Origin of the sequence: Amycolatopsis sp. NPDC049159 (assembly GCF_040648295.1) — a bacterium.
GTDB classification, from domain to species: Bacteria; Actinomycetota; Actinomycetes; order Mycobacteriales; family Pseudonocardiaceae; genus Amycolatopsis; species Amycolatopsis pretoriensis_A.
This window is the reverse complement of the sequence record NZ_JBEZDL010000029.1, coordinates 1-20,536: the sequence shown is the minus strand read 5'-3', so window position 1 is coordinate 20,536 and position 20,536 is coordinate 1. Positions and strand designations below refer to the sequence as shown.

General features: G+C 72.6%; 19 protein-coding genes. 6 read left to right on the top strand and 13 right to left on the bottom strand.

Annotated features, from left to right (window positions below; genetic code table 11):
* The first annotated feature begins 44 nt into the window (after positions 1-44).
* Complete coding sequence (locus AB0B33_RS40210) at positions 45-983, top strand: ParA family protein (RefSeq protein WP_247023249.1); 939 nt, start codon at positions 45-47, stop codon at positions 981-983.
* Between the two features lie 41 nt (positions 984-1,024).
* Here the strand turns inward: AB0B33_RS40210 and hisG are convergent, their stop codons facing one another.
* From hisG to metH, 6 genes are all read right to left on the bottom strand, one after another.
* Positions 1,025-1,870 (bottom strand): ATP phosphoribosyltransferase, encoded by an 846-nt coding sequence (gene hisG / locus AB0B33_RS40205; protein WP_360781880.1) that lies wholly within the window; start codon positions 1,868-1,870, stop codon positions 1,025-1,027.
* A gap of 32 nt (positions 1,871-1,902) precedes the next feature.
* Positions 1,903-2,166: a phosphoribosyl-ATP diphosphatase gene (locus tag AB0B33_RS40200; protein WP_247023247.1), complete on the bottom strand. Its 264-nt coding sequence runs from the start codon at positions 2,164-2,166 to the stop codon at positions 1,903-1,905.
* A gap of 103 nt (positions 2,167-2,269) precedes the next feature.
* Complete coding sequence (locus AB0B33_RS40195) at positions 2,270-2,755, bottom strand: methylated-DNA--[protein]-cysteine S-methyltransferase (RefSeq protein WP_360781878.1); 486 nt, start codon at positions 2,753-2,755, stop codon at positions 2,270-2,272.
* 14 nt (positions 2,756-2,769) lie between these two features.
* Positions 2,770-4,230 (bottom strand): AlkA N-terminal domain-containing protein, encoded by a 1,461-nt coding sequence (locus AB0B33_RS40190; protein ID WP_360781876.1) that lies wholly within the window; start codon positions 4,228-4,230, stop codon positions 2,770-2,772.
* A gap of 56 nt (positions 4,231-4,286) precedes the next feature.
* Positions 4,287-4,949 (bottom strand): HAD family phosphatase, encoded by a 663-nt coding sequence (locus AB0B33_RS40185; protein WP_360781874.1) that lies wholly within the window; start codon positions 4,947-4,949, stop codon positions 4,287-4,289.
* Between the two features lie 12 nt (positions 4,950-4,961).
* Positions 4,962-8,516 (bottom strand): methionine synthase, encoded by a 3,555-nt coding sequence (metH, locus tag AB0B33_RS40180; protein ID WP_360781872.1) that lies wholly within the window; start codon positions 8,514-8,516, stop codon positions 4,962-4,964.
* A gap of 38 nt (positions 8,517-8,554) precedes the next feature.
* On the opposite strand from metH, the gene AB0B33_RS40175 reads away from it, so the two are divergent.
* Positions 8,555-9,460 carry a PAC2 family protein gene (locus AB0B33_RS40175; RefSeq protein WP_247023242.1) on the top strand — a complete coding sequence of 302 codons (906 nt, stop codon included), beginning with the start codon at positions 8,555-8,557 and terminating at the stop codon, positions 9,458-9,460.
* 1 nt (position 9,461) lies between these two features.
* On the opposite strand, the gene AB0B33_RS40170 is transcribed toward AB0B33_RS40175, so the two are convergent.
* On the bottom strand, positions 9,462-10,400 hold the full coding sequence (locus AB0B33_RS40170) for a phosphotriesterase (protein WP_360781869.1): 939 nt from the start codon (positions 10,398-10,400) through the stop codon (positions 9,462-9,464).
* A 38-nt stretch (positions 10,401-10,438) separates the two neighbouring features.
* Here AB0B33_RS40170 and AB0B33_RS40165 point away from each other — a divergent pair, with 38 nt between their 5' ends.
* A complete protein-coding gene (locus AB0B33_RS40165; RefSeq protein WP_360781867.1) occupies positions 10,439-10,984 on the top strand; it encodes a CGNR zinc finger domain-containing protein in 546 nt (181 codons plus the stop codon).
* Positions 10,985-11,246: 262 nt separating this feature from the next.
* On the opposite strand, the gene AB0B33_RS40160 is transcribed toward AB0B33_RS40165, so the two are convergent.
* Genes AB0B33_RS40160 through AB0B33_RS40150 form a run of 3 tightly spaced genes read right to left on the bottom strand, consistent with a single transcriptional unit; the run spans position 11,247 to position 13,890 of the window.
* Positions 11,247-12,080, bottom strand: a complete 834-nt coding sequence (locus AB0B33_RS40160; protein WP_247023239.1) for a metallophosphoesterase — start codon at positions 12,078-12,080, stop codon at positions 11,247-11,249.
* A complete protein-coding gene (locus AB0B33_RS40155; protein ID WP_360781865.1) occupies positions 12,044-13,306 on the bottom strand; it encodes an MFS transporter in 1,263 nt (420 codons plus the stop codon). Before AB0B33_RS40155 ends, AB0B33_RS40160 begins: the two co-directional genes overlap by 37 nt.
* Positions 13,303-13,890: a helix-turn-helix domain-containing protein gene (locus AB0B33_RS40150; RefSeq protein ID WP_360781863.1), complete on the bottom strand. Its 588-nt coding sequence runs from the start codon at positions 13,888-13,890 to the stop codon at positions 13,303-13,305. Before AB0B33_RS40150 ends, AB0B33_RS40155 begins: the two co-directional genes overlap by 4 nt.
* 148 nt (positions 13,891-14,038) lie before the next feature.
* Between AB0B33_RS40150 and AB0B33_RS40145 the strand changes: the two genes are divergently transcribed.
* Positions 14,039-14,515: a MarR family transcriptional regulator gene (locus AB0B33_RS40145; protein ID WP_247023236.1), complete on the top strand. Its 477-nt coding sequence runs from the start codon at positions 14,039-14,041 to the stop codon at positions 14,513-14,515.
* Positions 14,516-14,673: 158 nt separating this feature from the next.
* A complete protein-coding gene (locus tag AB0B33_RS40140; protein ID WP_360781860.1) occupies positions 14,674-16,308 on the top strand; it encodes an ABC-F family ATP-binding cassette domain-containing protein in 1,635 nt (544 codons plus the stop codon).
* Between the two features lie 57 nt (positions 16,309-16,365).
* Here AB0B33_RS40140 and mshC read toward each other — a convergent pair whose 3' ends face one another.
* Both mshC and AB0B33_RS40130 read right to left on the bottom strand, forming a co-directional pair.
* Complete coding sequence (gene mshC / locus AB0B33_RS40135; protein ID WP_360781858.1) at positions 16,366-17,604, bottom strand: cysteine--1-D-myo-inosityl 2-amino-2-deoxy-alpha-D-glucopyranoside ligase; 1,239 nt, start codon at positions 17,602-17,604, stop codon at positions 16,366-16,368.
* 67 nt (positions 17,605-17,671) lie between these two features.
* On the bottom strand, positions 17,672-18,433 hold the full coding sequence (locus AB0B33_RS40130; protein WP_360781856.1) for a MerR family transcriptional regulator: 762 nt from the start codon (positions 18,431-18,433) through the stop codon (positions 17,672-17,674).
* 128 nt (positions 18,434-18,561) lie between these two features.
* Between AB0B33_RS40130 and AB0B33_RS40125 the strand changes: the two genes are divergently transcribed.
* Positions 18,562-19,884, top strand: a complete 1,323-nt coding sequence (locus AB0B33_RS40125; RefSeq protein ID WP_360781854.1) for a hypothetical protein — start codon at positions 18,562-18,564, stop codon at positions 19,882-19,884.
* Between the two features lie 93 nt (positions 19,885-19,977).
* Here AB0B33_RS40125 and AB0B33_RS40120 read toward each other — a convergent pair.
* The coding region (locus AB0B33_RS40120) for a transposase (protein ID WP_360781852.1) at positions 19,978-20,536 on the bottom strand (559 nt) is incomplete at its 5' end.

Here is a 20,536-nt window from a genome sequence, read left to right as displayed (position 1 = left end):
TCCAATAACCTTCGCGGAACGACCGACTTGAGGAGCGCTCCGGCATGCAGATCACCTCGGTGGTCAACCAGAAAGGCGGGGTCGGCAAGACCTCTCTGAGCGTCGGCACCGCGGCGGCGCTGGCCGAGCGGGGCCGGCGGGTGCTGCTGGTCGACCTCGACCCGCAGGGCCACGCGACGACCGAGATGCTCGGGCTGGCCGAGGTGCCACCGGACCGGCCGAGCCTGGCGAAGGCGCTGGCCAAGACCTGGAAGGGCGCGATCGAGGACCTGGTGGTCCCGCACCCGCGCAGCAACCTCGGCAAGGGCGGCGCGCTCGACGTCGTGCCGACGTCACCGGGGATGTTCGACCTGATCCGGCGGCTCGACTCGTTCCGCGTACCCGGCTGGCAGCTCGCGCGGGTCATCCAGTTCGCCAACTACGACCACTGCATCATCGACTGCCCGCCGGCGCTCGACGTGCTGACGAACAACGCGCTGGCGGCGTCGCACGGCATCCTCGTGCCGGTGCAGCCGGACAAGACGAGCATCCGCGCGCTGCGGCTGCTCGCCGACCAGGTCCGGTACGTCGAGCAGACCGTCGGGCGGCAGCCGCTGTCGTGGTTCGGGCTGGTGCCGAGCCTCTACCGGCGGCCGATCTCGCACTACGCGGCCGCGGCGCTGCAGGAGATGTACGAGTTCGGCATCCCGATGCTGTCGCACCTGCCGCTCGGCGTGGTGATGAACGAAGCGGCGGCGCACGGCGTCCCGGTGACGACCTACGCCCCGGAGACGTTGCAGGCGCTGTCGTTCCGCGAGATCGCGGGCACCCTCGACAGCTACCTGGCGCAGAACCAGGCCCCGGCCGTCGTCCCCGCCGACGAGGAGTTCGTCTTCGAGGACTTCATCTCCGAAGTCGCGGTCGCGCGCAACGTCAACGACAACGGCGTCCGCAAGGGCCTCTACGACCTGCTCCCGAAGAAGCCCAACCGGCCGCGCTCGTGAGTGTTCAGGCGGGTTAGAACCCGCCTGAACACTCACGACGCTCAGAGGCGGCAGGAACGGATGTCGGACGCCAGGATCGCCTTGGCGCCGACCTCGGCCAGCTCGTCCATGACCCGGTTGACGTCCTTGCGCGACACCATCGCGCGCACGGCGACCCAGTCGTCGTCGGCCAGCGGGGCGACCGTCGGCGACTCCAGGCCCGGCGTGATGGCGATGGCCCGCTCGACGAGCGTGCGCGGGCAGTCGTAGTCCAGCATCAGGTACTGCTGCGCGAACACGACCCCGCGCAGCCGCGCCGCGAGCTGCGACTTCGGCTTGCTCTCCCCCGTCTCCTTGCGCTGCAGCAGCACCGCTTCCGAGACGCAGATCGGGTCGCCGAACGCCACCAGGTTGTTCTGGCGCAGCGAACGCCCGGACTCGACCACGTCCGCGATCGCGTCGGCGACGCCGAGCTGGATCGAGATCTCCACCGCGCCGTCGAGGCGGATCACCTCGGCCTCGACGCCGTGGCGGGCGAGGTCGTCGCGGACCAGCCGCGGGTACGACGTCGCGAGCCGCTTGCCGTGCAGGTCCGCCGGCTTCCAGTCCTTGCCCGCCGGGGCGGCGTAGCGGAACGTCGAGCCGCCGAAACCGAGCGCCTGGACCTCCTCGACCGGCGCGCCGGAGTCGAGCGCGAGGTCCCGGCCGGTGATGCCGAGGTCGAGCTCGCCGGACCCGACGTAGATGGCGATGTCCTTGGGCCGCAGGAAGAAGAACTCGACCTCGTTCACCGGGTCGAGCACGGTCAGGTCGCGCTGCTCATGCCGCTTGCGGTAGCCCGCCTCGCCGAGCATCTCCGTCGCCGCGGCGGCGAGGGCTCCCTTGTTCGGCACGGCAACACGCAGCATTTCGCTTCTCTCCTCGTATCTTCGAGCGACAGTCACAGGTAGCGGTAGACGTCCTCGGTCGACAGACCGCGGCCGAGCATCAGCACCTGCACCCGGTACAGCAGCTGGGAGATCTCCTCGGCGAGGCGGTCGTCGGACTCGTGCTCGGCCGCGATCCACACCTCGCCGGCTTCCTCGAGCACCTTCTTGCCCTGGGCGTGCACCCCGGCATCGAGGGCGACGACGGTGCCGGACCCGTCGGGACGGGAACGCGCGCGCTCGGCAAGCTCCGCGAACAGCTCATCGAAGGTCTTCACGGTCTGCAGATCCTTCCACCCCGGGCCCGCGGGCGCCGCCCCGGGCTGGCCGGGATGCCGCCGATCTCACACCACCGTGGAACGTTGTTCCCGAAAGGTGGGATCAGAACAGCGCGCCGCGCTCGAAGTCGAGCAGGTACCGCTTGCGTTCCAGGCCGCCCCCGTAGCCGGTGAGCGAGCCGGTCGAGCCGACCACCCGGTGGCACGGGACGATGATGCCGATCGGGTTCTTGCCGTTCGCCAGCCCGACCGCGCGGGACGCGCCCGGGTTGCCGAGCCGGTCGGCCAGCTCGCCGTACGACGTGGTGGTGCCGTACGGGATCTCGCGCAGCTGCGCCCAGACCGACCGCTGGAACGGCGTGCCCACAAAGGCCAGCGGCAGCTCGAACCGCTCGCGCTGACCGGCGAAGTACTCCTTCAGCTCGGTTTCGGCGCGGGCGAAGATGTCCGCGCCGGGGTCGTGCGTGCCGAACGTCAGCTCGTCCGGGCGGTGGCGCTGCTCGGCCATGTACAGGCCGCACAGCGCGTCGCCCTCGGCGACCAGCGTGAGCGGTCCGCACGGGCTCTCGACAACTGCATGGGTACGCATCGGTCCTCCTGACCTCAAGCCGCGGGCATCCGGTTGATCGCGTGGTCACCGGTGGCCCACAGGTGCTGGGTGGCGTAGGCGCGCCAGGGGCGCCACGCCGCGGACCGGGCGACGACGGCGGCCTGGCCGCCGAGGCCGAGGGTCTCGGCCGCGTACTTGATGCCGAGATCGGTGGGGAGGAAGGCGTCCGGGTCGCCCAGCGCCCGCATCGCGATGCTCTCGACCGTCCACGGCCCGAAGCCCGGCAACGCGGTCAGCGCCGCGCGGGCCGCGTCCCAGTCGCTGCCCGCGCCGAGGTCGAGGCCGCCGGTCAGCGCCTCGACCAGCGCGAGCAGCGTGCGACGGCGGCTGCGGGGCATGGCCAGCGTCTCCGGGTCCAGCGAAGCCAGCGCCTCCGGCGACGGGAACAGGTGGGTCAGGCCGCCTTCGGGGTCCTCGACCGGTTCGCCGTGCGCCACGACGAGCCGGGCGGCGTGGGTGCGGGCCGCCGCCGTCGAGACCTGCTGGCCCAGCACGGCCCGGACGGCGAACTCGGCGCCGTCGACCGTGCGCGGGACCCGGCGGCCCGGTGCGGCCGCCACCAGGGGCGCGAGCAGCGGGTCGGTGGCGAGCTGGTCGTCGACGGCGACCGGGTCGGCGTCCAGGTCGAGCAGGCGGCGGCAGCGGCTCGTCGCGGCAGGCAGGTCGCGGAGGTCGGCCAGGGTCAGCCGGGCGGCGATGTGGCCGTCCTCGGGCCGCAGCGCGACGACACCGGGGCCGTGCGGCAGCCGCAGCGTCCGGCGGTAGGCGCCGTCCCGCCACTCCTCCACCCCCGGCACACCGGTCGCCACGAGGTGCCCGAACAGGTTGTCCGGGTACAGCGGCTTCCGGTAGGGCAGCCGCAGCACGAGCGCGCCGGCGGCCGCGGGCTTGCCCTTGGCGCGCTGCCGCAGCTCGGTCGGCGAGAGAGCGAACACCTCGCGCACGGTGTCGTTGAACGTCCGGATGCTGCCGAACCCGGCGGCCAGCGCCAGCTCGGTCATCGGCAGGGCGGTCGTCTCGATCAGGATCCGCGCGGTCTGCGCGCGCTGGGCCCGCGCCAGCGCCAGCGGGCCGGCGCCGAGCTCGGCGAACACCTGGCGCTCGACCTGCCGGACGCTGTAGCCGAGCCGGGCGGCCAGCCCGCGGACGCCTTCGGTGTCCACGACGCCGTCGGCGATCAGCCGCATCGCCCGCGCCACCAGGTCGGCGCGCTCGTTCCACAGCGGCGAGCCGGGGCTGGCGTCGGGGCGGCAGCGCTTGCAGGCGCGGAACCCGGCCTGCTGGGCGGCCGCCGCGCTCGGGTAGAAGCTCATGTTCCGCGGCTTGGGCGGCACGACGGGACAGCTGGGCCGGCAGTAGATCTTCGTCGTCAGGACCGCCGTGTAGAACCACCCGTCGAAGCGGGCGTCCTTCGCCTGCACGGCCCGCACGCACCGTTCGAAGTCTTCATGCACGCGTCCCAGCATCGCCGAGCGCGGCGACCGGGGCTAGCGGAAATGCGACAGGGGCGTCAGCCCAGCAGAGCCGCCAGCGCCGGCACGTCGACGCCCACCAGCGAGTCGCGGAACACGCGCCGCTCCCCCGCCTCGACCGGGACGTCGTTGGGAATGACCAGGACCGCGCAGCCCGCGGCGACCGCCGACGCCGTGCCCGGCGGGGAATCCTCGACCGCGACGCACCACGCCGGGTCGACGCCGAGCAGTTCGGCCGCCTTGAGGTACGGGCGCGGGTGCGGCTTGTTGAGCCCGTCGACCTCGTCGCCGCACACCGTGACGTCGAAGAAGCCGCGGCCGATCGTGTTCAGCGCCAGCTCGGTCAGGTCGCGCTCGGTCGAGGTGACCAGCGCCGAGCGCAGGCCAGCCGCCTTCACCGCGGCCAATGCTTCGCGGGCGCCCGGGCGCCACGGCAGCGCGTCGTCGAAGAGCCCCGCCGTGCGGCGGCGGATCTGGTCGCCGGTCGACGCGATCGCTTCGGGGGTGACGGGACGGCCGACCACTTCCAGGAGGTACTGCGCGGTGTCGTCCATGTTGGACCCGACCAGTGTCATCCGCTGTTCTTCGGAGAGCTTGCCGCCGAGGGCTTCCGCCGTCTCGTAGAGCGCGACGTCCCACAGCTTCTCGGAATCGACCAGGGTGCCGTCCATATCCCACAGCACGGCAGCGATTCCGTCCACAGTGGATTCTCCTCAGGTGTTGAAGTACTTCGCTTCCGGGTGGTGGCAGACGATCGCGTCGGTCGACTGCTCGGGGTGCAGCTGGTACTCCTCGGACAGCTTGACGCCGATGCGGCCCGGCTCGAGGAGCGCGACGATCTTCGCCCGGTCCTCGAGATCGGGACAGGCGCCGTAGCCCAGGGAGAACCTCGCTCCACGGTAGCCGAGCTTGAAGAAGTCCTCGACGTCCTCGGGGTCCGCTGAGGCGACCGCCACACCGCCGGGCAGGGTCAGCTCGCCCCGGATGCGGCAGTGCCAGTACTCGGCCAGCGCCTCGGTGAGCTGGACGCCGAGGCCGTGCACCTCGAGGTAGTCGCGGTAGGCGTTCGCGGCGAACAGCTCGTTCGCGTAGTCCGCGATCGGCTGGCCCATGGTCACGACGGTGAACGGCACGACGTCGACTTCGCCCGCCTCCCGCGGCCGGTAGAAGTCGGCCAGGCAGAGCCGCCGGTCGCGGCGCTGGCGCGGGAAGGTGAACCGCAGCCGTTCGGGCGCGTCCGGCTCGGGCTCGGTCAGCACGACCAGGTCGTCGCCCTCGGCGACGCACGGGAAGTAGCCGTAGACGACGGCCGCGTGGGCCAGGACGCCGTCGGCGGTCAGCCGGTCGAGCCAGTACCGCAGCCGCGGCCGGCCTTCGGACTCGACCAGTTCGTCGTACGTCGGCCCGGCACCGCCGCGCGCGCCCTTGAGGCCCCACTGCCCCATGAAGGTCGCGCGCTCGTCGAGCATCGCGGCGTAGTCGGCGAGCGCGACGCCCTTGACCACCCGCGAACCCCAGAACGGCGGCACCGGCAGCGGGACGTCGGTGGCGACGTTCGACCGGGCCGCCGGCGGGCCTTCGAGGGCTTCCTCCTCGGCCTTGCGGGCCTTGCGCGCTTCGGCGATCCGCAGGGAGCGCTCACGCCGTTCCTTGCGCTCCACGCGCTTCCGCTCGGCGTCGGCGTCCACCAGCGGCGTTTCCCCGCGCTTGGCGGCCATGATCGCGTCCATCAGCCGCAGGCCCTCGAACGCGTCCCGCGCGTAGCGGACGTCGCCGAGGTCGAGCTCCGTGAGGTCGTTCTCCACGTACGACCGGGTGAGCGCGGCGCCGCCGAGCAGCACCGGCCAGCGCGCGGAGACGCCCCGGGAGTTCATCTCCTGGAGGTTCTCCTTCATGATCACGGTCGACTTCACCAGCAGCCCGGACATCCCGATCGCGTCGGCGCCCTGTTCCTCGGCCGCGTCCAGGATGGTCGTGATCGGCTGCTTGATGCCGAGGTTGACGACCTCGTAGCCGTTGTTGGACAGGATGATGTCGACGAGGTTCTTGCCGATGTCGTGCACGTCGCCGCGGACGGTGGCCAGCACGATCCGCCCCTTGCCGGCGTCGTCCTCCTTCTCCATGTGCGGCTCGAGGTGCGCGACGGCCGCCTTCATCACCTCGGCGGACTGCAGCACGAACGGCAGCTGCATCTGCCCGGACCCGAACAGCTCGCCGACGGTCTTCATGCCCGACAGCAGGGTGTCGTTGATGATCTGCAGGGCGGGCCGCTGCTCCAGCGCCGCGTCGAGGTCGTCGGCCAGGCCGTTGCGCTCGCCGTCGACGATCCGGCGTTCCAGGCGCTCGAACAGGGGCAGCGCGGCCAGTTCCTCGGCGCGCGACGCCTTCGACGACGCCGCGCTCACGCCCTCGAACAGGGCCATCAGCTCCTGCAGCGGGTCGTAGCCCTCGCGGCGGCGGTCGTGGATCAGGTCGAGGGCGACCGCGCGGCGGTCGTCCGGGATCCGCGCCATCGGGAGGATCTTCGACGCGTGCACGATCGCGGTGTCCAGCCCGGCCTGGACGCACTCGTGCAGGAACACCGAGTTCAGCACCTGCCGCGCGGCCGGGTTGAGCCCGAAGGAGATGTTGGACAGGCCGAGCGTGGTCTGGACCTCGGGGTGGCGTCGCTTGATCTCGCGGATCGCTTCGATCGTCTCGGCCCCGTCGCGCCGCGATTCCTCCTGGCCGGTGGCGATGGTGAAGGTGAGGGCGTCGACGATGATGTCGGAAGTGCGCAGCCCCCAGTTCCCGGTGATGTCCTCGATCAGCCGGGTCGCGATGTCGGCCTTCTTCCGCGCGGTCCGCGCCTGGCCTTCTTCGTCGATGGTCAGGGCGACGACGGCGGCGCCGTACTCGCTGACCAGCTCCATGACCTTCGTGAACCGCGACTCCGGCCCGTCGCCGTCCTCGTAGTTGACGGAGTTGACCGCGCAGCGGCCGCCGAGCCGCTGCAGCCCGGCGCGCAGCACCGGGACCTCGGTGGAGTCGAGCATGATCGGCAGCGTCGACGCGGTGGCGAGCCGCCCGGCGAGCTCGGCCATGTCGGCGGTGCCGTCGCGCCCGACGTAGTCGACGCAGAGGTCGAGCAGGTGGGCTCCGTCGCGGGTCTGCTCGCGGGCGATCTCGACGCAGTCGTCCCAGCGGCCCTCGAGCATCGCGGTGCGGAACGCCTTCGAGCCGTTGGCGTTGGTCCGCTCGCCGATCATGAGCACGCTGGCGTCCTGCTTGAACGGCACCGCCTGGTACAGCGACGACACGCCGGGCTCGGGCCGCGGGCGCCGCGGCACCGGAGCGGTGTCCGCGACCGCGGCCGCGAGCTGCCGGATGTGCTCGTCGGTCGTCCCGCAGCAGCCGCCGACCAGGCCGACGCCGAACTCGCGGACGAACCCGGTCAGCGCCTCGACCAGCGCTTCCGGGCCGAGCGGGTAGACGGCGCCGTGCGGGCCGAGCTCGGGCAGGCCGGCGTTGGGCATCACCGACAGCGGCACCCGCGCGTGCTTGGCCAGCTGCCGCAGGTGCTCGCTCATCTCGGCCGGGCCGGTGGCGCAGTTGAGCCCGATGACGTCGACGCCGAGCGGCTCGAGCGCGGCCAGTGCCGCCCCGACCTCGGTGCCGAGCAGCATGGTCCCGGTCGTTTCGACGGTGATCGAAGCGAGGACCGGCACCCGTCGGCCGTCGGCGGCCATCGCCCGCTTCGCGCCGATGATCGACGCCTTCGTCTGGAGGATGTCCTGGGTGGTCTCGACGATCACCGCGTCCACGCCGCCGGCCAGCAGGCCGCGGACCTGCTCCTGGTAGGCGTCCCGCAGGGTGGTGAACGGCGCGTGGCCGAGCGTCGGGAGCTTCGTGCCGGGGCCGACCGAGCCGAGCACGAACCGCGGGCGGTCCGGCGTCGCGAACTCGTCCGCGGCCTCCCGCGCCAGCCGGGCGCCGGCTTCGGCCAGCTCGAAGATCCGGCCGGTGATGTCGTATTCGGCGAAGTTGGCGAAATTCGCCCCGAAAGTGTTGGTCTCGACCGCGTCCGCACCCGCTTCGAGGTAGCCGCGGTGCACGGACCGGACGACGTCCGGCCGGGTGACGTTCAGGATCTCGTTGCAGCCTTCCAGACCACCGAAGTCGTCCAGGCTCAGGTCGTGGGCCTGCAGCGCAGTACCCATCGCCCCGTCGGCCACCAGGACGCGCGAGCCCAGGACTTCGAGAAACGGCGACGACAGGCGGTCGGACATGCTGAACAGGGTAAGGCCGGTGGTCGTAGGCTGGGCCGGTGAGTGAGCCCGTCGACGAGACCCCGCGGCCGCCCGGCGACCGCCCCGAACCCACCCGGCCCTTGATGGTCGTCGCCTTCGAAGGCTGGAACGACGCAGGTGACGCGGCCAGCCGGGCGGTCGAGCACCTGCAGCTGAACTGGGACGCCACGCCCCTGGCCGAACTGGAGCCCGACGACTACTACGACTTCCAGGTCAGCCGCCCGACCGTCCGGATGGTGGACGGCGTCACTCGACGGGTGGACTGGCCGACGACGACGCTCTCCGTCTGCCGCCCGGACGGGTTCGACCGCGACGTGGTCCTCGTCCAGGGACCCGAGCCGAACATGCGCTGGCGCGCGTTCTGCGCGGAGCTGCTGGAGCACATCAAGCAGCTCGACGTCGCGACCGTCGTGACGCTCGGCGCGCTGCTCGCCGACACCGCGCACACCCGGCCGGTCCCGGTCACCGGGACGGCGTACGACAAGGACACGGCGTCGCTCTACGGCCTGGACCTGAACAACTACCAGGGCCCGACCGGCATCGTCGGGATCCTGCAGGACTACTGCGTGCAGGCGGGCATCCCGGCCGTGTCGATCTGGGCCGCGGTGCCGCACTACGTGTCGCACCCGCCGTCCCCGAAGGCGACGCTGGCGCTGCTGCACAAGCTGGAGGACATCCTCGACGTCGAGATCCCGCTCGGCGCGCTGCCGGAGCAGGCCGAGGAGTGGCAGCGCACGGTCAGCGAGATGGCCGACGAGGACGAAGAGATCAGCGAGTACGTCCGCAGCCTCGAGGAGCGCGGCGACGCGCAGACCGAGGTCGCGGAGCAGGACGTCAGCGGCGACAAGATCGCCGCCGAGTTCGAGCGCTACCTGCGCCGCCGCGGCCGAGGCGGCGGACAGGAAGGCTTCGGCCTGCGCTGAGTCACCCGCGCCAGCTGGTGGCGAACGCCCGGGCGGGGTTCGCCACCAGCATGGCCGTGACGACGTCGCCGCCGAGCAGCTTCGCCAGCCGCGGCGCCAGCGTCGTGAGCAGGTACGGGAGGCCACCGGGTTCGCGCCGGGCGGTGGCGGTCGTCGTGTCGCCGCCGAGCAGCAGCTGACCGCCGTGCCCGGTGCCGACGAGGGCTTCGAGACAGTCCGCGAGCCGCCAGTCGGTGGCCCGGTTCGCCAGTGACGGCCCGTCGAACGCCAGGAAGACGCCGGTTCGGGCGATCTCCTGCTGGATCCGCGGCTCCGGGTGGCGGTTGAGGTGCCCAAGGATCACCCGGTCGGCAGGCACGCCGAGGGTGCCGCACAGCAGCTCGGCGATCTCGAGCCCGGCGGTGCCGTGTTCGAGGTGCACCGCGATCGGCGCCCCGGTTTCTTCGTGCGCGACCGCGGCGGCGGTCAGCGTCGTGCGAGCGTGCGCGTCGATCGCGTGGAACGCGCCGGCCACCTTGATCAGCCCCGCGCGGTGCCGCGTCCGCCGGTCTTCCGGCAGGTCGGCGGGCCCGGTGCCCTCGACGAGGTCGGCGACGAAGAGCCGGACCAGGTCGTCGATCACCCGGTGGAGCAGGACCGGCGCGTAGTGCGCGGCCCGGTGCAGCCCGGTCGCGGCGACCACGTGCACCCCGGTCTCCTTCGAGAACTGGGCCAGCTCCCGGGTCCGGCGGCCGAGCCCGAACGGCGTCCACTGCACCACGGCCGAGCCACCCGCGGCCCGGAACGTCAGCAGCTGCTCCAGCGCCGCTTCCGTGTCGTCGAGCTCTTCGCCGGGCAGCAGTTTCGAGGCGAAGAAGAGGTGGTCGTGCGAGTCGGTCACGCCCAGTTCGGCCGGATCGATGTCGCCGGTCAGGGTGCGGACCTTGGGTTCCCCAGTCACGCGGCCGAGTGTAACGGCTCACCCGTTACGATGGCGAGGTGCCGGAAGACTTCCGCCTGGACATGGGCGCACCGTGGCTGAACCTGCTCGCCACCCGCGGCCGCCACTTCGGGCCGCAGCCGGTGGAGCGGCTCCCGACCGCGGCCCGGCTGCGGGACTGGCTGGCCTGCTCGGAGCTGACCCCGTTGGCCCCGGTCACGGACTTCGAGCTGGCCACCGCGCACGAGCTGCGCGAGGTGCTGCGGCCCTTGGCGCTGGGCGTGGTGGACGGTGTCGCGCCGAGTGCCGGGGACGTGCGGGCGCTGACGCGGTTCCTGAAGCCGGAGCCGGTGCACCTGGCCGCGCTCGACCGCTTGCACCGGAGCGCCCCGCCGACGGCGGATGCCGCTTTCGCCCGGCTGGCCCACCAGGCGGCGGACTGGCTCACCGGGCCGCTGCGGCACGACCTGCGGGCTTGTCCGGAGCAGGACTGCCGAGGGGTGTTCGCCGACCCGGGCGGCCGGCGGCGCTGGTGCCCGTCCCCGGCGTGCGCGAGCCGCGGGCGCGTCAGGGCACTGCGGGAACGGCGCCGCACGGAGTCGTGAAGGACAGCGGGCGCCGCAGGTCCATGAGCTTGAGGTCCGGCGCCGCCCCACGGGCTGCTGCCGGGCCCGCGCGCTTCAGGCGCCGACGGCCCGAAGTCCAGCGGGGCCCGACTGTGGGAAGGACGAGCGAGCCCACCGGGGTCACCCGGCCGCGAACCCGATTTCAGCCAAGGCCCGACCTGGGCGGCGAGCGAGCCCACCGTGTCTGCCCGCCCGAGAACCGGTGCCGGGCCGGATCGAGGCCTCGCAGCCGAACCGCGGCTCAGGAGGGCCAGAGGATGCGGCGCATCGGCACCGCGCCCCGAGTCCGCTTGCGCCACTCGCGCGGGTACCCCAGCGACACCTCTTCGAAGCGGACCCCGTCCGCCTCCGTCGTGCGCGGGATGTGCAGGTGGCCGTAGACCGCGATCTCCGCGCGGTACCGCAGGTGCCAGTCCTCGGTCTTCGTCGAGCCGCACCACAGCGCGAACTCCGGCCAGTACAGCGGGGCCGTCGGGTGGCGGTGCAAGGGCCAGTGCGACATCAGGATCGTGCCGTGGTCCTCGGGGATCGCGTCGAGGCGCTCGGTGCTGATCTTCAGCCGGTCCGCGCACCACGCCTGGCGGCTCGGGTACGGGTCCGGGTGCAGGAAGTACTCGTCCGTGCAGACGACGCCGGCCTCCCGCGCCTGGCGCAGGGCCTCCTCGAGGGACTTGCCCTCGGCCTCGGGGGTCCGCCAGCTGTAGTCGTAGAGCAGGAACAGCGGCGCGATGGTCAGCGGCTTCGCGCCGTGCTCCCAGACGGGGTACTCGTCCTCCGGCGTCAGGACGCCGATCTCGCGGCACTGCTCGACGAGGTACTCGTAGCGGGCCTGGCCGCGCAGCTGGCACGGGTCGTTGTTCGTCGTCCACAGCTCGTGGTTGCCCGGCACCCAGACGACCTTCGCGAACCGCTCGCGCAGCGTCTTCAGCGTCCCGATGGTGGCTTCCGCGCGCTCGGCGACGTCGCCGGCCACGAGCAGCCAGTCGTCCGCCGTCTCGGGGACGACCGAGTCCAGGATCGGGCCGTTGCCCTCGTGGGTCACGTGGAGGTCGCTGGTGGCGAAGAGGTGTGGCACCCCTCCACCGTAGCCACCGCGCTCACGGGTTCTTCGCGAAACCTGCGAATCCGGGCCAGCATGAGCACCCCGGCGAACACGTAGACGCCCGCCTGGACGTCGAGCAGCACCGCGGGCCCGGTCGCCGCGACGAGGGTGCCCGCCAGCAGCGCGCCGACGGTCGTGAAGGTGGCGATCACGGCGAACGTCGTGCTCAGCACCCGCCCGGCCCGCTCGGGGGCCACCGCGCTCTGGATCTCCGACAGCACCCCGGCGCCGACGGCCACCCCCGGCGCACCCACGAGGACGAAGAGGCCGACGTAGACGCCCAGCGCGGTCGTCACCGAGGCGAGGTTCCAGATCACCGCGGACAGCACGCCCAGCAGCAGCGAGCCCCAGCCGAGCAGCCGGACCGGCGCCACCCGCCGCGCCACCGTCGCGAGCGCGAACCCGGCGGCCAGCCCGCCGATCGCCTGCACGCCCCGCAGCAGGCCCGCGTCGGCTTCGCTGCCGCCGAGCACGTCCAGGACGTAGACCACGAACAGCACCAGGAACATGCCCTGCGCCAGCGAGGTGAACACCAGCGCGAGCCCGGTGCGCCACAGCCGCCGGTTGTGCGTCAGCTCCCGCAGGCCGTCGAGCCACGCCCGCACGACGGGTTCGTGCCCGGCGGCGGGCGCGGGGGCCGCCACCCGCCGGAACGGCTTGGCCAGCAGCGCCGCCGCCACCACGAGGACGGCGAGGTAGCCGGTGACGACGTCGGCGAGGCCACCGAAGCCCAGCAGCGCGCCGCCCGCCCAGCCGCCGGCGAGCCGGGCGACGCTGCCGTTGACGCTCATCAGGCCGTTCGCGCCGGTCACGTCGGCGACCCCGACCAGCTCCGGCACCAGCGCGTTGCGCGCCGGCTCGAACACCGACGCCAGCGCCGCCTGGGCGGCCATCACGCCGTACACCACCGGGACGCCGGGCTCGGCCAGCAGCGGGAGCGCGACGACGGCGAGCCCGCAGCAGACGCCGAACAGCACCGCGCGGCGGTTCCACCGGTCGGCGACGACGCCGGCGACCGGGCTCAGCAGCACCGCGGGCAGCAGGCCGAGCACGATGCTCAGCGCCGTCGTCGCGGCGGAGCCGGTGCGCTGGAAGACGTAGACCGGCAGCGCCACCTGCAGCATCCATTCGGCCGTCTCGCCGAAGAACGCCGCCACCCACAGCCGCGCGAACGCGGGCACCCCCAGCAGCTGTCTCACGCCTCCGCCTTCCCCGAGTGCTCGATGCGCGGGAACGCGCGCAGGCCGACGTGCACCGACGCCGCGTCCGCCGGCGCGTGGGCCCGGATCGCGCCGACGTAGGGCCGGACCAGCGCGTCGATCGCTTCGGTCAGCCGGGTCAGCTCCGCGGGCGTGACGCGCAGCGCGTAGGTCGACATCCCGGCCGCGGCGCGCCAGGCGGGGTCGAGGTCGTCGAGGGAGTCCAGGTACCGCTGGGTCAGTTCCTGCTCGTGGCTCAGCGTCGCGCCGACGACGCCGAGCTGCGCGGCCCGGTGCGCGGGGTCGTCGGCCAGCTCCCCCACCTCGAGGCCGACCTGCCGGGCGCGCCACGGCCGTTCGCGGCCGTCTTCGGCGTCGGCCCGCTCGACGAGGCCGTACTGCGCGAGCTGCCGCAGGTGCCAGCTGCAGTTGGACGCGGTCGAGCCGACCGCCTCCGCGCACTCGCTCGCGGTGCGCGGGCCGACCGCGGTGAGGTGGTTGAGCAGCGCCGACCGCAACGGGTGCGCCAGCGCGCGCAGCAGCTCGACGTCCTCGATCCGCTTGCGCGGCGGCAGCTCGGCCATCGGTCGCCCCATTCCTGAAAGAAGTGTTTCGAAAGTTTTCTTTCATACTTGGTCCCGCCTGCGGGTTTGTCAACCGGCTGCGTTATCGTTCGCCGCGCAGCAGCTGCACCAGGCAGTGACTGCACCGTGACCCGACCTTGGATGGACGTTGCCCGACCAGCGCGAACTCGCCACCGCCGCCGCCCTCGCCCTCCCCCGGTTCGTGGGCTCGACCGCGCTCTTCCACGCCGCGGTCGCCGAGCGGATGGGCGTCACCCCCACCGAGCTGCACTGCCTGCACCTGCTCCACGGCGGCGTCAGCGACTCCCCGACCGAGCTCGCGGGCCTGCTCGGGATGTCGACCGGGGCGTTCACCCGCCTGCTCGACCGGATGGCGCTGCACCGGCTGGCCGAGCGCGCCCCGGACCCCGCCGACCGGCGCCGGCTCGTCGTCCGGCCGCTGCCCGACCGGATGGCCGAGCTCGCCGAGCTCTACGCGCCGATGGCCCGGTTCGTCGGCGAGCGGCTCGCGCGGTTCGACCGCCGCCAGCTGACGGCGTTGCTCGAGTTCCTCACCGACGGCACCGCGGCCGCCGAACGGTCGACCGTCGAGCTGCCGGATGTGACGCAGGCCATAACCCGTTGACTAACTCTACGGTTGTTGCGTTAACTTGTCTTCACTATGAAGAACTGAACCGCGCCCATCCCGCTTCCGAGGCGGCACCCGGTCGAGCCTGACGCTCCCGCGTGCCACGACGCCCGGCGGGATCTCCGCTTCTTTTCCTCCGGGCCCGGTGATGCGCAATGTCAACCCTTTTTCCCCTGCAGGCCAAGGACGTCGTCTTCGGCTACGGCACCCGCGTGGTGCTCGACGGCATCTCGCTGACCGCGTCGGCCGGGCAACGGCTCGGTCTGGTCGGCGAGAACGGCACCGGCAAGTCCACCCTGCTGCGCCTGCTCGCCGGGCTCGAAGAACCCCGCTCCGGCGAGGTGCTCCGCGGCCCCGACGTCGGGTTCCTGCTGCAGGAACTGCCGTTCGCCATGGAGGCGACGTTCGCCGACGTGCTCGACGACGCCCTCGCCGAGATCCGGGCCGCGTCGGCCCGCCTCGACGAGCTGACCGCGGCGATGACCGACCGGCCCGACGACGAAGGCGTGCTCGAGGAGTACGGCCGGGTCCTGGAGTGGGCCCAGGCCCACGACCTCTGGGACGCCGACCGCCGCGCGAAGCTCGTCTGCGACGGGCTCGGCCTCGGCGGCGTCGCACCGGACCGGCGGCTCGGCACGCTGTCGGGCGGGCAGCGGTCCCGGCTCGGGCTGGCCGCGCTGCTCGTCCGGCAGCCGGAGACGCTCCTGCTGGACGAGCCGACCAACCACCTCGACGACGCGGCGCTGGCGTTCCTCGAACGCCACCTCGCCGAGCTGACCGGGATCGTCGTGCTGTCCTCGCACGACCGGGTGTTCCTCGACGCCGTCTGCACCGACATCGTCGACCTCGACCCGGCCGCGGCGGACCGGCAGGCCGGCGGCGCGGTCCGCTACGGCGGCAGCTACTCCGACTACCTCGGCCACAAGAAGGCCGAGCGGGCGCGGTGGGAGCAGCGCTTCGCCGAAGAACAGGAGGAGCTGAAGGAGCTTCGGGAGACCGTCGCGGTCACCGCGCGGAACGTCGCCTACGGCCGCGGCCCGCGGGACAACGACAAGTTCATCCACCACTTCAAGGGCGCGCGCGTCCAGAAGACGATCTCGCGGCGGGTGCGCGACGCCGAGCAGCGGCTGGAGAACCTCGAACGCGACCAGGTGCGCAAACCCCCGGCGCCACTGCGGTTCCGGGCGGAGCTCACCGGCCGGGCGGCCGGTGAAGGACCCGCGATTTCGGTGCGTGCACTGGAAGTCCCGGGCCGGTTGCGGCTGCCGCGCCTCGACGTCGAGGGGTCGGCACGGCTGCTCGTCACCGGCGGGAACGGCGCCGGGAAGTCGACGCTGCTCTCGGTGCTGGCCGGCCGGCTGGCCCCCGCCGCCGGCACGGTCCACTTCGGACACGGCGTGCGGGTCGGGATGCTGGAGCAGGACGTCGCCTTCGCGGAGCCGCACCGATCCGCGGCCCGGGTCTACCGGGACACGCTCGGCGAGGACGCTCCCCCGCTGAGCCGGCTCGGCCTGCTGGCGTCCCGGGACCTCCGGCAGCCCGTCGGCGCACTCTCGGTCGGCCAGCGGCGACGGCTGGCGCTGGCGATCCTGCTCGCCGAACCACCGGACGTGCTCCTGCTCGACGAGCCGACGAACCACATTTCGCTGACCCTGGCGGAAGAACTGTTCTCGGCGCTGGAGACGGCTCCGGGCGCGGTCGTCCTCGCGTCCCACGACCGCTGGCTGCGCCGCGACTGGTCCGGAGACCACCTTCACCTGACCGACGGCCACCCCACCACCGCGGTATAGGTCGTTATACGCTCAGGGGCCGCACTTTCACGTGAAAGTGCGGCCCCTGGTCGGGTTTCAGAGGTCGATGCCGAGGAGGGCGTCGACGGCGATGCGGATCAGACCGGGAGCCGTCGAGTCGGTGCCGTCGCGGCGGAGGGCCTCGTTCGCCCACGCGTCGATCGCCGCCAGCGCCTTCGGCGTGTCCAGGTCGTCGGACAGGTGGTCGCGCAGCCGGACGATCGTGTCCGCGGCGGACGGCCCGGTGGCCAGCGAGACGGCCTCGCGCCAGCGCGCCAGCCGTGTCTCCGCTTCGGTGAGGAGCGAGTCCGTCCACGGGCGGTCGGCGCGGTAGTGGCCGGCGAACAGGGCCAGCCGGATCGCGCCCGGGTCGACCTGGTCGGCCCGCAGCCGCGAGACGAACACCAGGTTGCCGCGGGACTTCGACATCTTCTCGCCGTCGAGGCCGATCATGCCGGCGTGCACGTAGTGGCGGGCGAACTGGCCGTCCTTGGCCACGGCCTCGGCGTGCGCCGCGCTGTACTCGTGGTGCGGGAAGATCAGGTCCGAGCCGCCGCCCTGCAGGTCGAACCCGAGCCCCAGCCGGTTGACCGCGATCGCGCTGCACTCGATGTGCCAGCCGGGGCGGCCCGGGCCGAGCTCGGACTCCCACGAGGGCTCGCCCTCGCGGGCCACGCGCCACAGCAGCGCGTCGAGCGGGTGGCGCTTGCCGGCGCGGTCGGGGTCGCCGCCGCGCTCGGCGAAGAACTTCGCCATGGTCGGCTCGTCGTAGTTCGACTCGTAGCCGAACCGGCCGGTCGCCGCGTGGTCGAAGTAGATGTCCGGGAACTCCGGGTCTTCGGCCCGGTAGGCGGCGCCGTTGGCCAGCAGCTTGGCGATGACCTCGACGATCTCCGGGATGCTCTCCACGGCGCCGACGAACTGCTGCGGCGGGACCACCCGCAGCGCCGTCATGTCCTCGCGGAACAGCGCCGTCTCACGCATGCCGAGCACGACCCAGTCGTCCTTGTCCCGCGCGGCGCGCTCCAGCAGCGGCTCGTCGATGTCCGTGACGTTCTGCACGTAGTGGACGTCGTGGCCGTTGTCGCGCCACACGCGGTTCACCAGGTCGAACGCGAGGTACGTCGCGGCGTGCCCCAGATGCGTCGCGTCGTAGGGCGTGATGCCGCAGACGTACATCCGGGCGGTGGCCCCGGGCGCGGTCGGGCGGACCTGCCCGGTGGCCGTGTCGTGGAGCCGCAGCGGGCGGGGGGTGCCCGGGATGCGGGGCACGTCGACGGATGACCAAGTCTGCATACCCCGACTGTAAGCGCTGCCCCGCACCCCCTCCCGTCCGGTGGGACTCCTCCCCCACCTGGCGGAGTCATTCCTCCCGGCGGGCCGCGTTCGCTTCGATGGCGTCGCGGACGAACGCGCCCACGCCGGGACGCTGCTCGTCGGCCCGGACCAGGAACTCCAGCTGCGCCGGCTCGGTGGCGTACAGCACACCGATCCGCCGCTGCGTCTCGTAGGAGCACTCGCCCATCACGCGGGACAGCATCTCCCGGTGTGCCTCGGCCAGCTCCCCGGCTTCGGGGCTGTCCGGCGCGGCCCCGGCGTCCAGGACGGCGCCGAGCCGCGCCACCCAGTCCTTGCGGGCGGCCTCCCCCGCCGCCAGGTCCTCCTTGGACGGTGTGGCGGCACCCCGCCACTCGGGGGTGTGCGCCCAGCGGCGGGCGGCTTCTTCCGCGTAGCCGTCCGGTTCGCGGAACCCGCCGAACACTTCGAACTTCTCCTCGGGCGTCAACGCGCTGCCCATGGCTCTCGCCTCCATCACGCGGTCGACGGCCGCGACCATCCGCCCGAGGTCGCCGATCCGCGCCACCAGCAGCTCTCGCTGCCGCTTGAGGTGCGCTTCGGCGTCGGTGCCCGGGTCGTCGACGAGGGTCGCGATCGTCTCGAGGGGAAAGCCGAGCTCCCGGTAGAACAGGATGCGCTGCAGCCGGTCGAGGTCGTCGTCGGCGTAGCTGCGGTACCCCGCCGCGGTCCGCCCGCTCGGGCTGAGCAGGCCGATCTCGTCGTAGTGGTGCAGCGTGCGGACGGTGATCCCGGCCAGTGCGGCGACCTTGCCCACCGGATGCCCCATCGTTCCCCTCCTCTTTCGGTGGCCGTTCGGCCCTTGCGAAGACCACCGTGCTGCCTGACGTGACGTGAGGGTCAAGCATCACCCTTCCTCAACCTTCGTCACGCGGCTCGCGCGGTTAGCCTGGCCGGATGAGCACCGTGATCGTCGCAGGCGGCGCGATCGTCGTGCTCGCGCTGGTCACGGCGGTGGTGCTGCGGCTGCGCCGTCCTCGCCCCCGGTTCGTGTCCGGCGCCGTTCCCGCCGAACCGGTCTCCGCTGTGGCGCGCGGCACGCTGCTGGCGAAGATCGACTCGACGTTCCGGGACGGCCGGTTCTGCGTCCTGCTCGGCCGCGGCGGAGCAGGCAAGACGCACCTCGCCGCCGCCTACGTCCGGGCCGGCCGCTCGCCCGTGGTCTGGGTGCCTGCCGAGGACCCCGCGCGTGCCTTCGCGGCGCTGGCCAGTGGTCCCGACGCCGAAGCGGCTGCCCGCGAGGGTCTCGCGTGGCTCGACGGTCTCGAAGAAGCGCTCGTCGTCTTCGACGGCGCGACCGACCCGGACGCGCTCAACCGCTGGCTGCCCGCCCGCGCCCGCGTCCTCGTGACCACGACGGTGCCGGACTTCGAAGTCCTCGGCCCCACGCTGCCGGTGCCCGCGTTCGACGAGCCCGAAGCGGTCGGCTTCCTCCGTGCGCGATCGGGCCGGGACGCCGCCCCGGCCGAGGTCGCGCGGGAACTCGGTGGCTTGCCGCTGGCGCTGGCCCAGGCGGGCGGCGTGATCCGGACGTCGGGCTTCGGGGAGTACCTCGACCGGCTGCCGCACACCCCGCCGCTGGAGCGGGACCCGGGCGAAGACCACTCCCCGTGCGTCGAGGACACGACGATCGCGGCGCTGCGAGCGGTGGCGGCCCGGGACGGCCGGGCGTCGGTCGTCGCGGAACTCCTCGCCGTGCTGGGATCGCCGGGCGTCCGGCGGGCGCTGGTGCACCGGGTGGGCCCGGACCCGGTGGCGGTGGACGCGGCGCTGGCCGGTCTGGCGTCGGCGTCCCTCACGGAGTTCGACACCAGCGGCGAGGTCGTGACGATGCACCGCTTGACCCGCCGCGCGATCCTGGGCCGGCTGCACGCGGAAGACCGGATGGCCGCGGCTCTGGACCGGGCCTTCGCCGTGGTGGCGGCGGAGGAGACGGCGGACCTGACCGGCCACGCCGCCGCGTTGTGGCGCCACTTCCGCGCCCTGCCGTCGGCGGAGTCGGGTCCTCGGCTGGGCACGGTCCTGCGGCTGCGGCGCCGGTCGGTCGACCTGCTGACGGCCGAGGGCGCCCACGGGCAGGCTCGCGCGCTCGGCCGGGAGGTGCTGGCCGACCACGAGGCGTACCTGCCGAGGGGCCACGAGGACACGGCCCGCGCCGCCCGGGCACTGAGCCGGGCGAACGAGGACCGGACGGGCACCGGCCGTCATCGACGCGCTTAGGGAATGTCTGACAATGCCTTTGTCCAGGTGACCACGGCGTGGAGAACGACCGCTGACCGATAGACGATGGCGAGCTTGATGCCCCTATCGATGTCAAGCGATCGCTGGCAGACCAGTGTGCTGCGTGGCCTGGGCGATGAGGTTGAAGAGCTCTCGCGCGACATAGCGTTTCAGGTAGCGGATCGCTTCGCGCCTGGTCTTGCCTTCGCAGACGCGTCGGTCGAGGTAGGCGCGGGTGCGCGGATCCCAGCGAAGTCGTGCGATGACGATCATGTAAAGGGCGGAGTTGGCTTGACGGTCGCCGCCTCGGTTGAGCCTGCGTCGTTGAGTCTTGCCGGAAGACATCTCGATAGGACTTGCTCCGCAGAGTGCCGCGAAAGACGCTTCATTGGTGAGCCGGTGTGGGTTGTCGCCGGCGGCCAGGAGCAGCGCTGCGGCGGTGTCGGGGCCAACGCCGTATCGCTGCAGCAGTTCGGGTGTGTGGGCGTTGATGGCATCGGTGATCCGCTGGTTGAGGTCATCGACCTCGCAGGTGAGCTCGATGATCCGGCGAGCCGGCAGTCGCAGGGTGTATGCGGCGGCCGCCGCTGGTGTGTCGGGCTGGTCCGGGGCGAGGCCGGCGCACCGACGGACGAGTTTGGGGTTGCTGAGT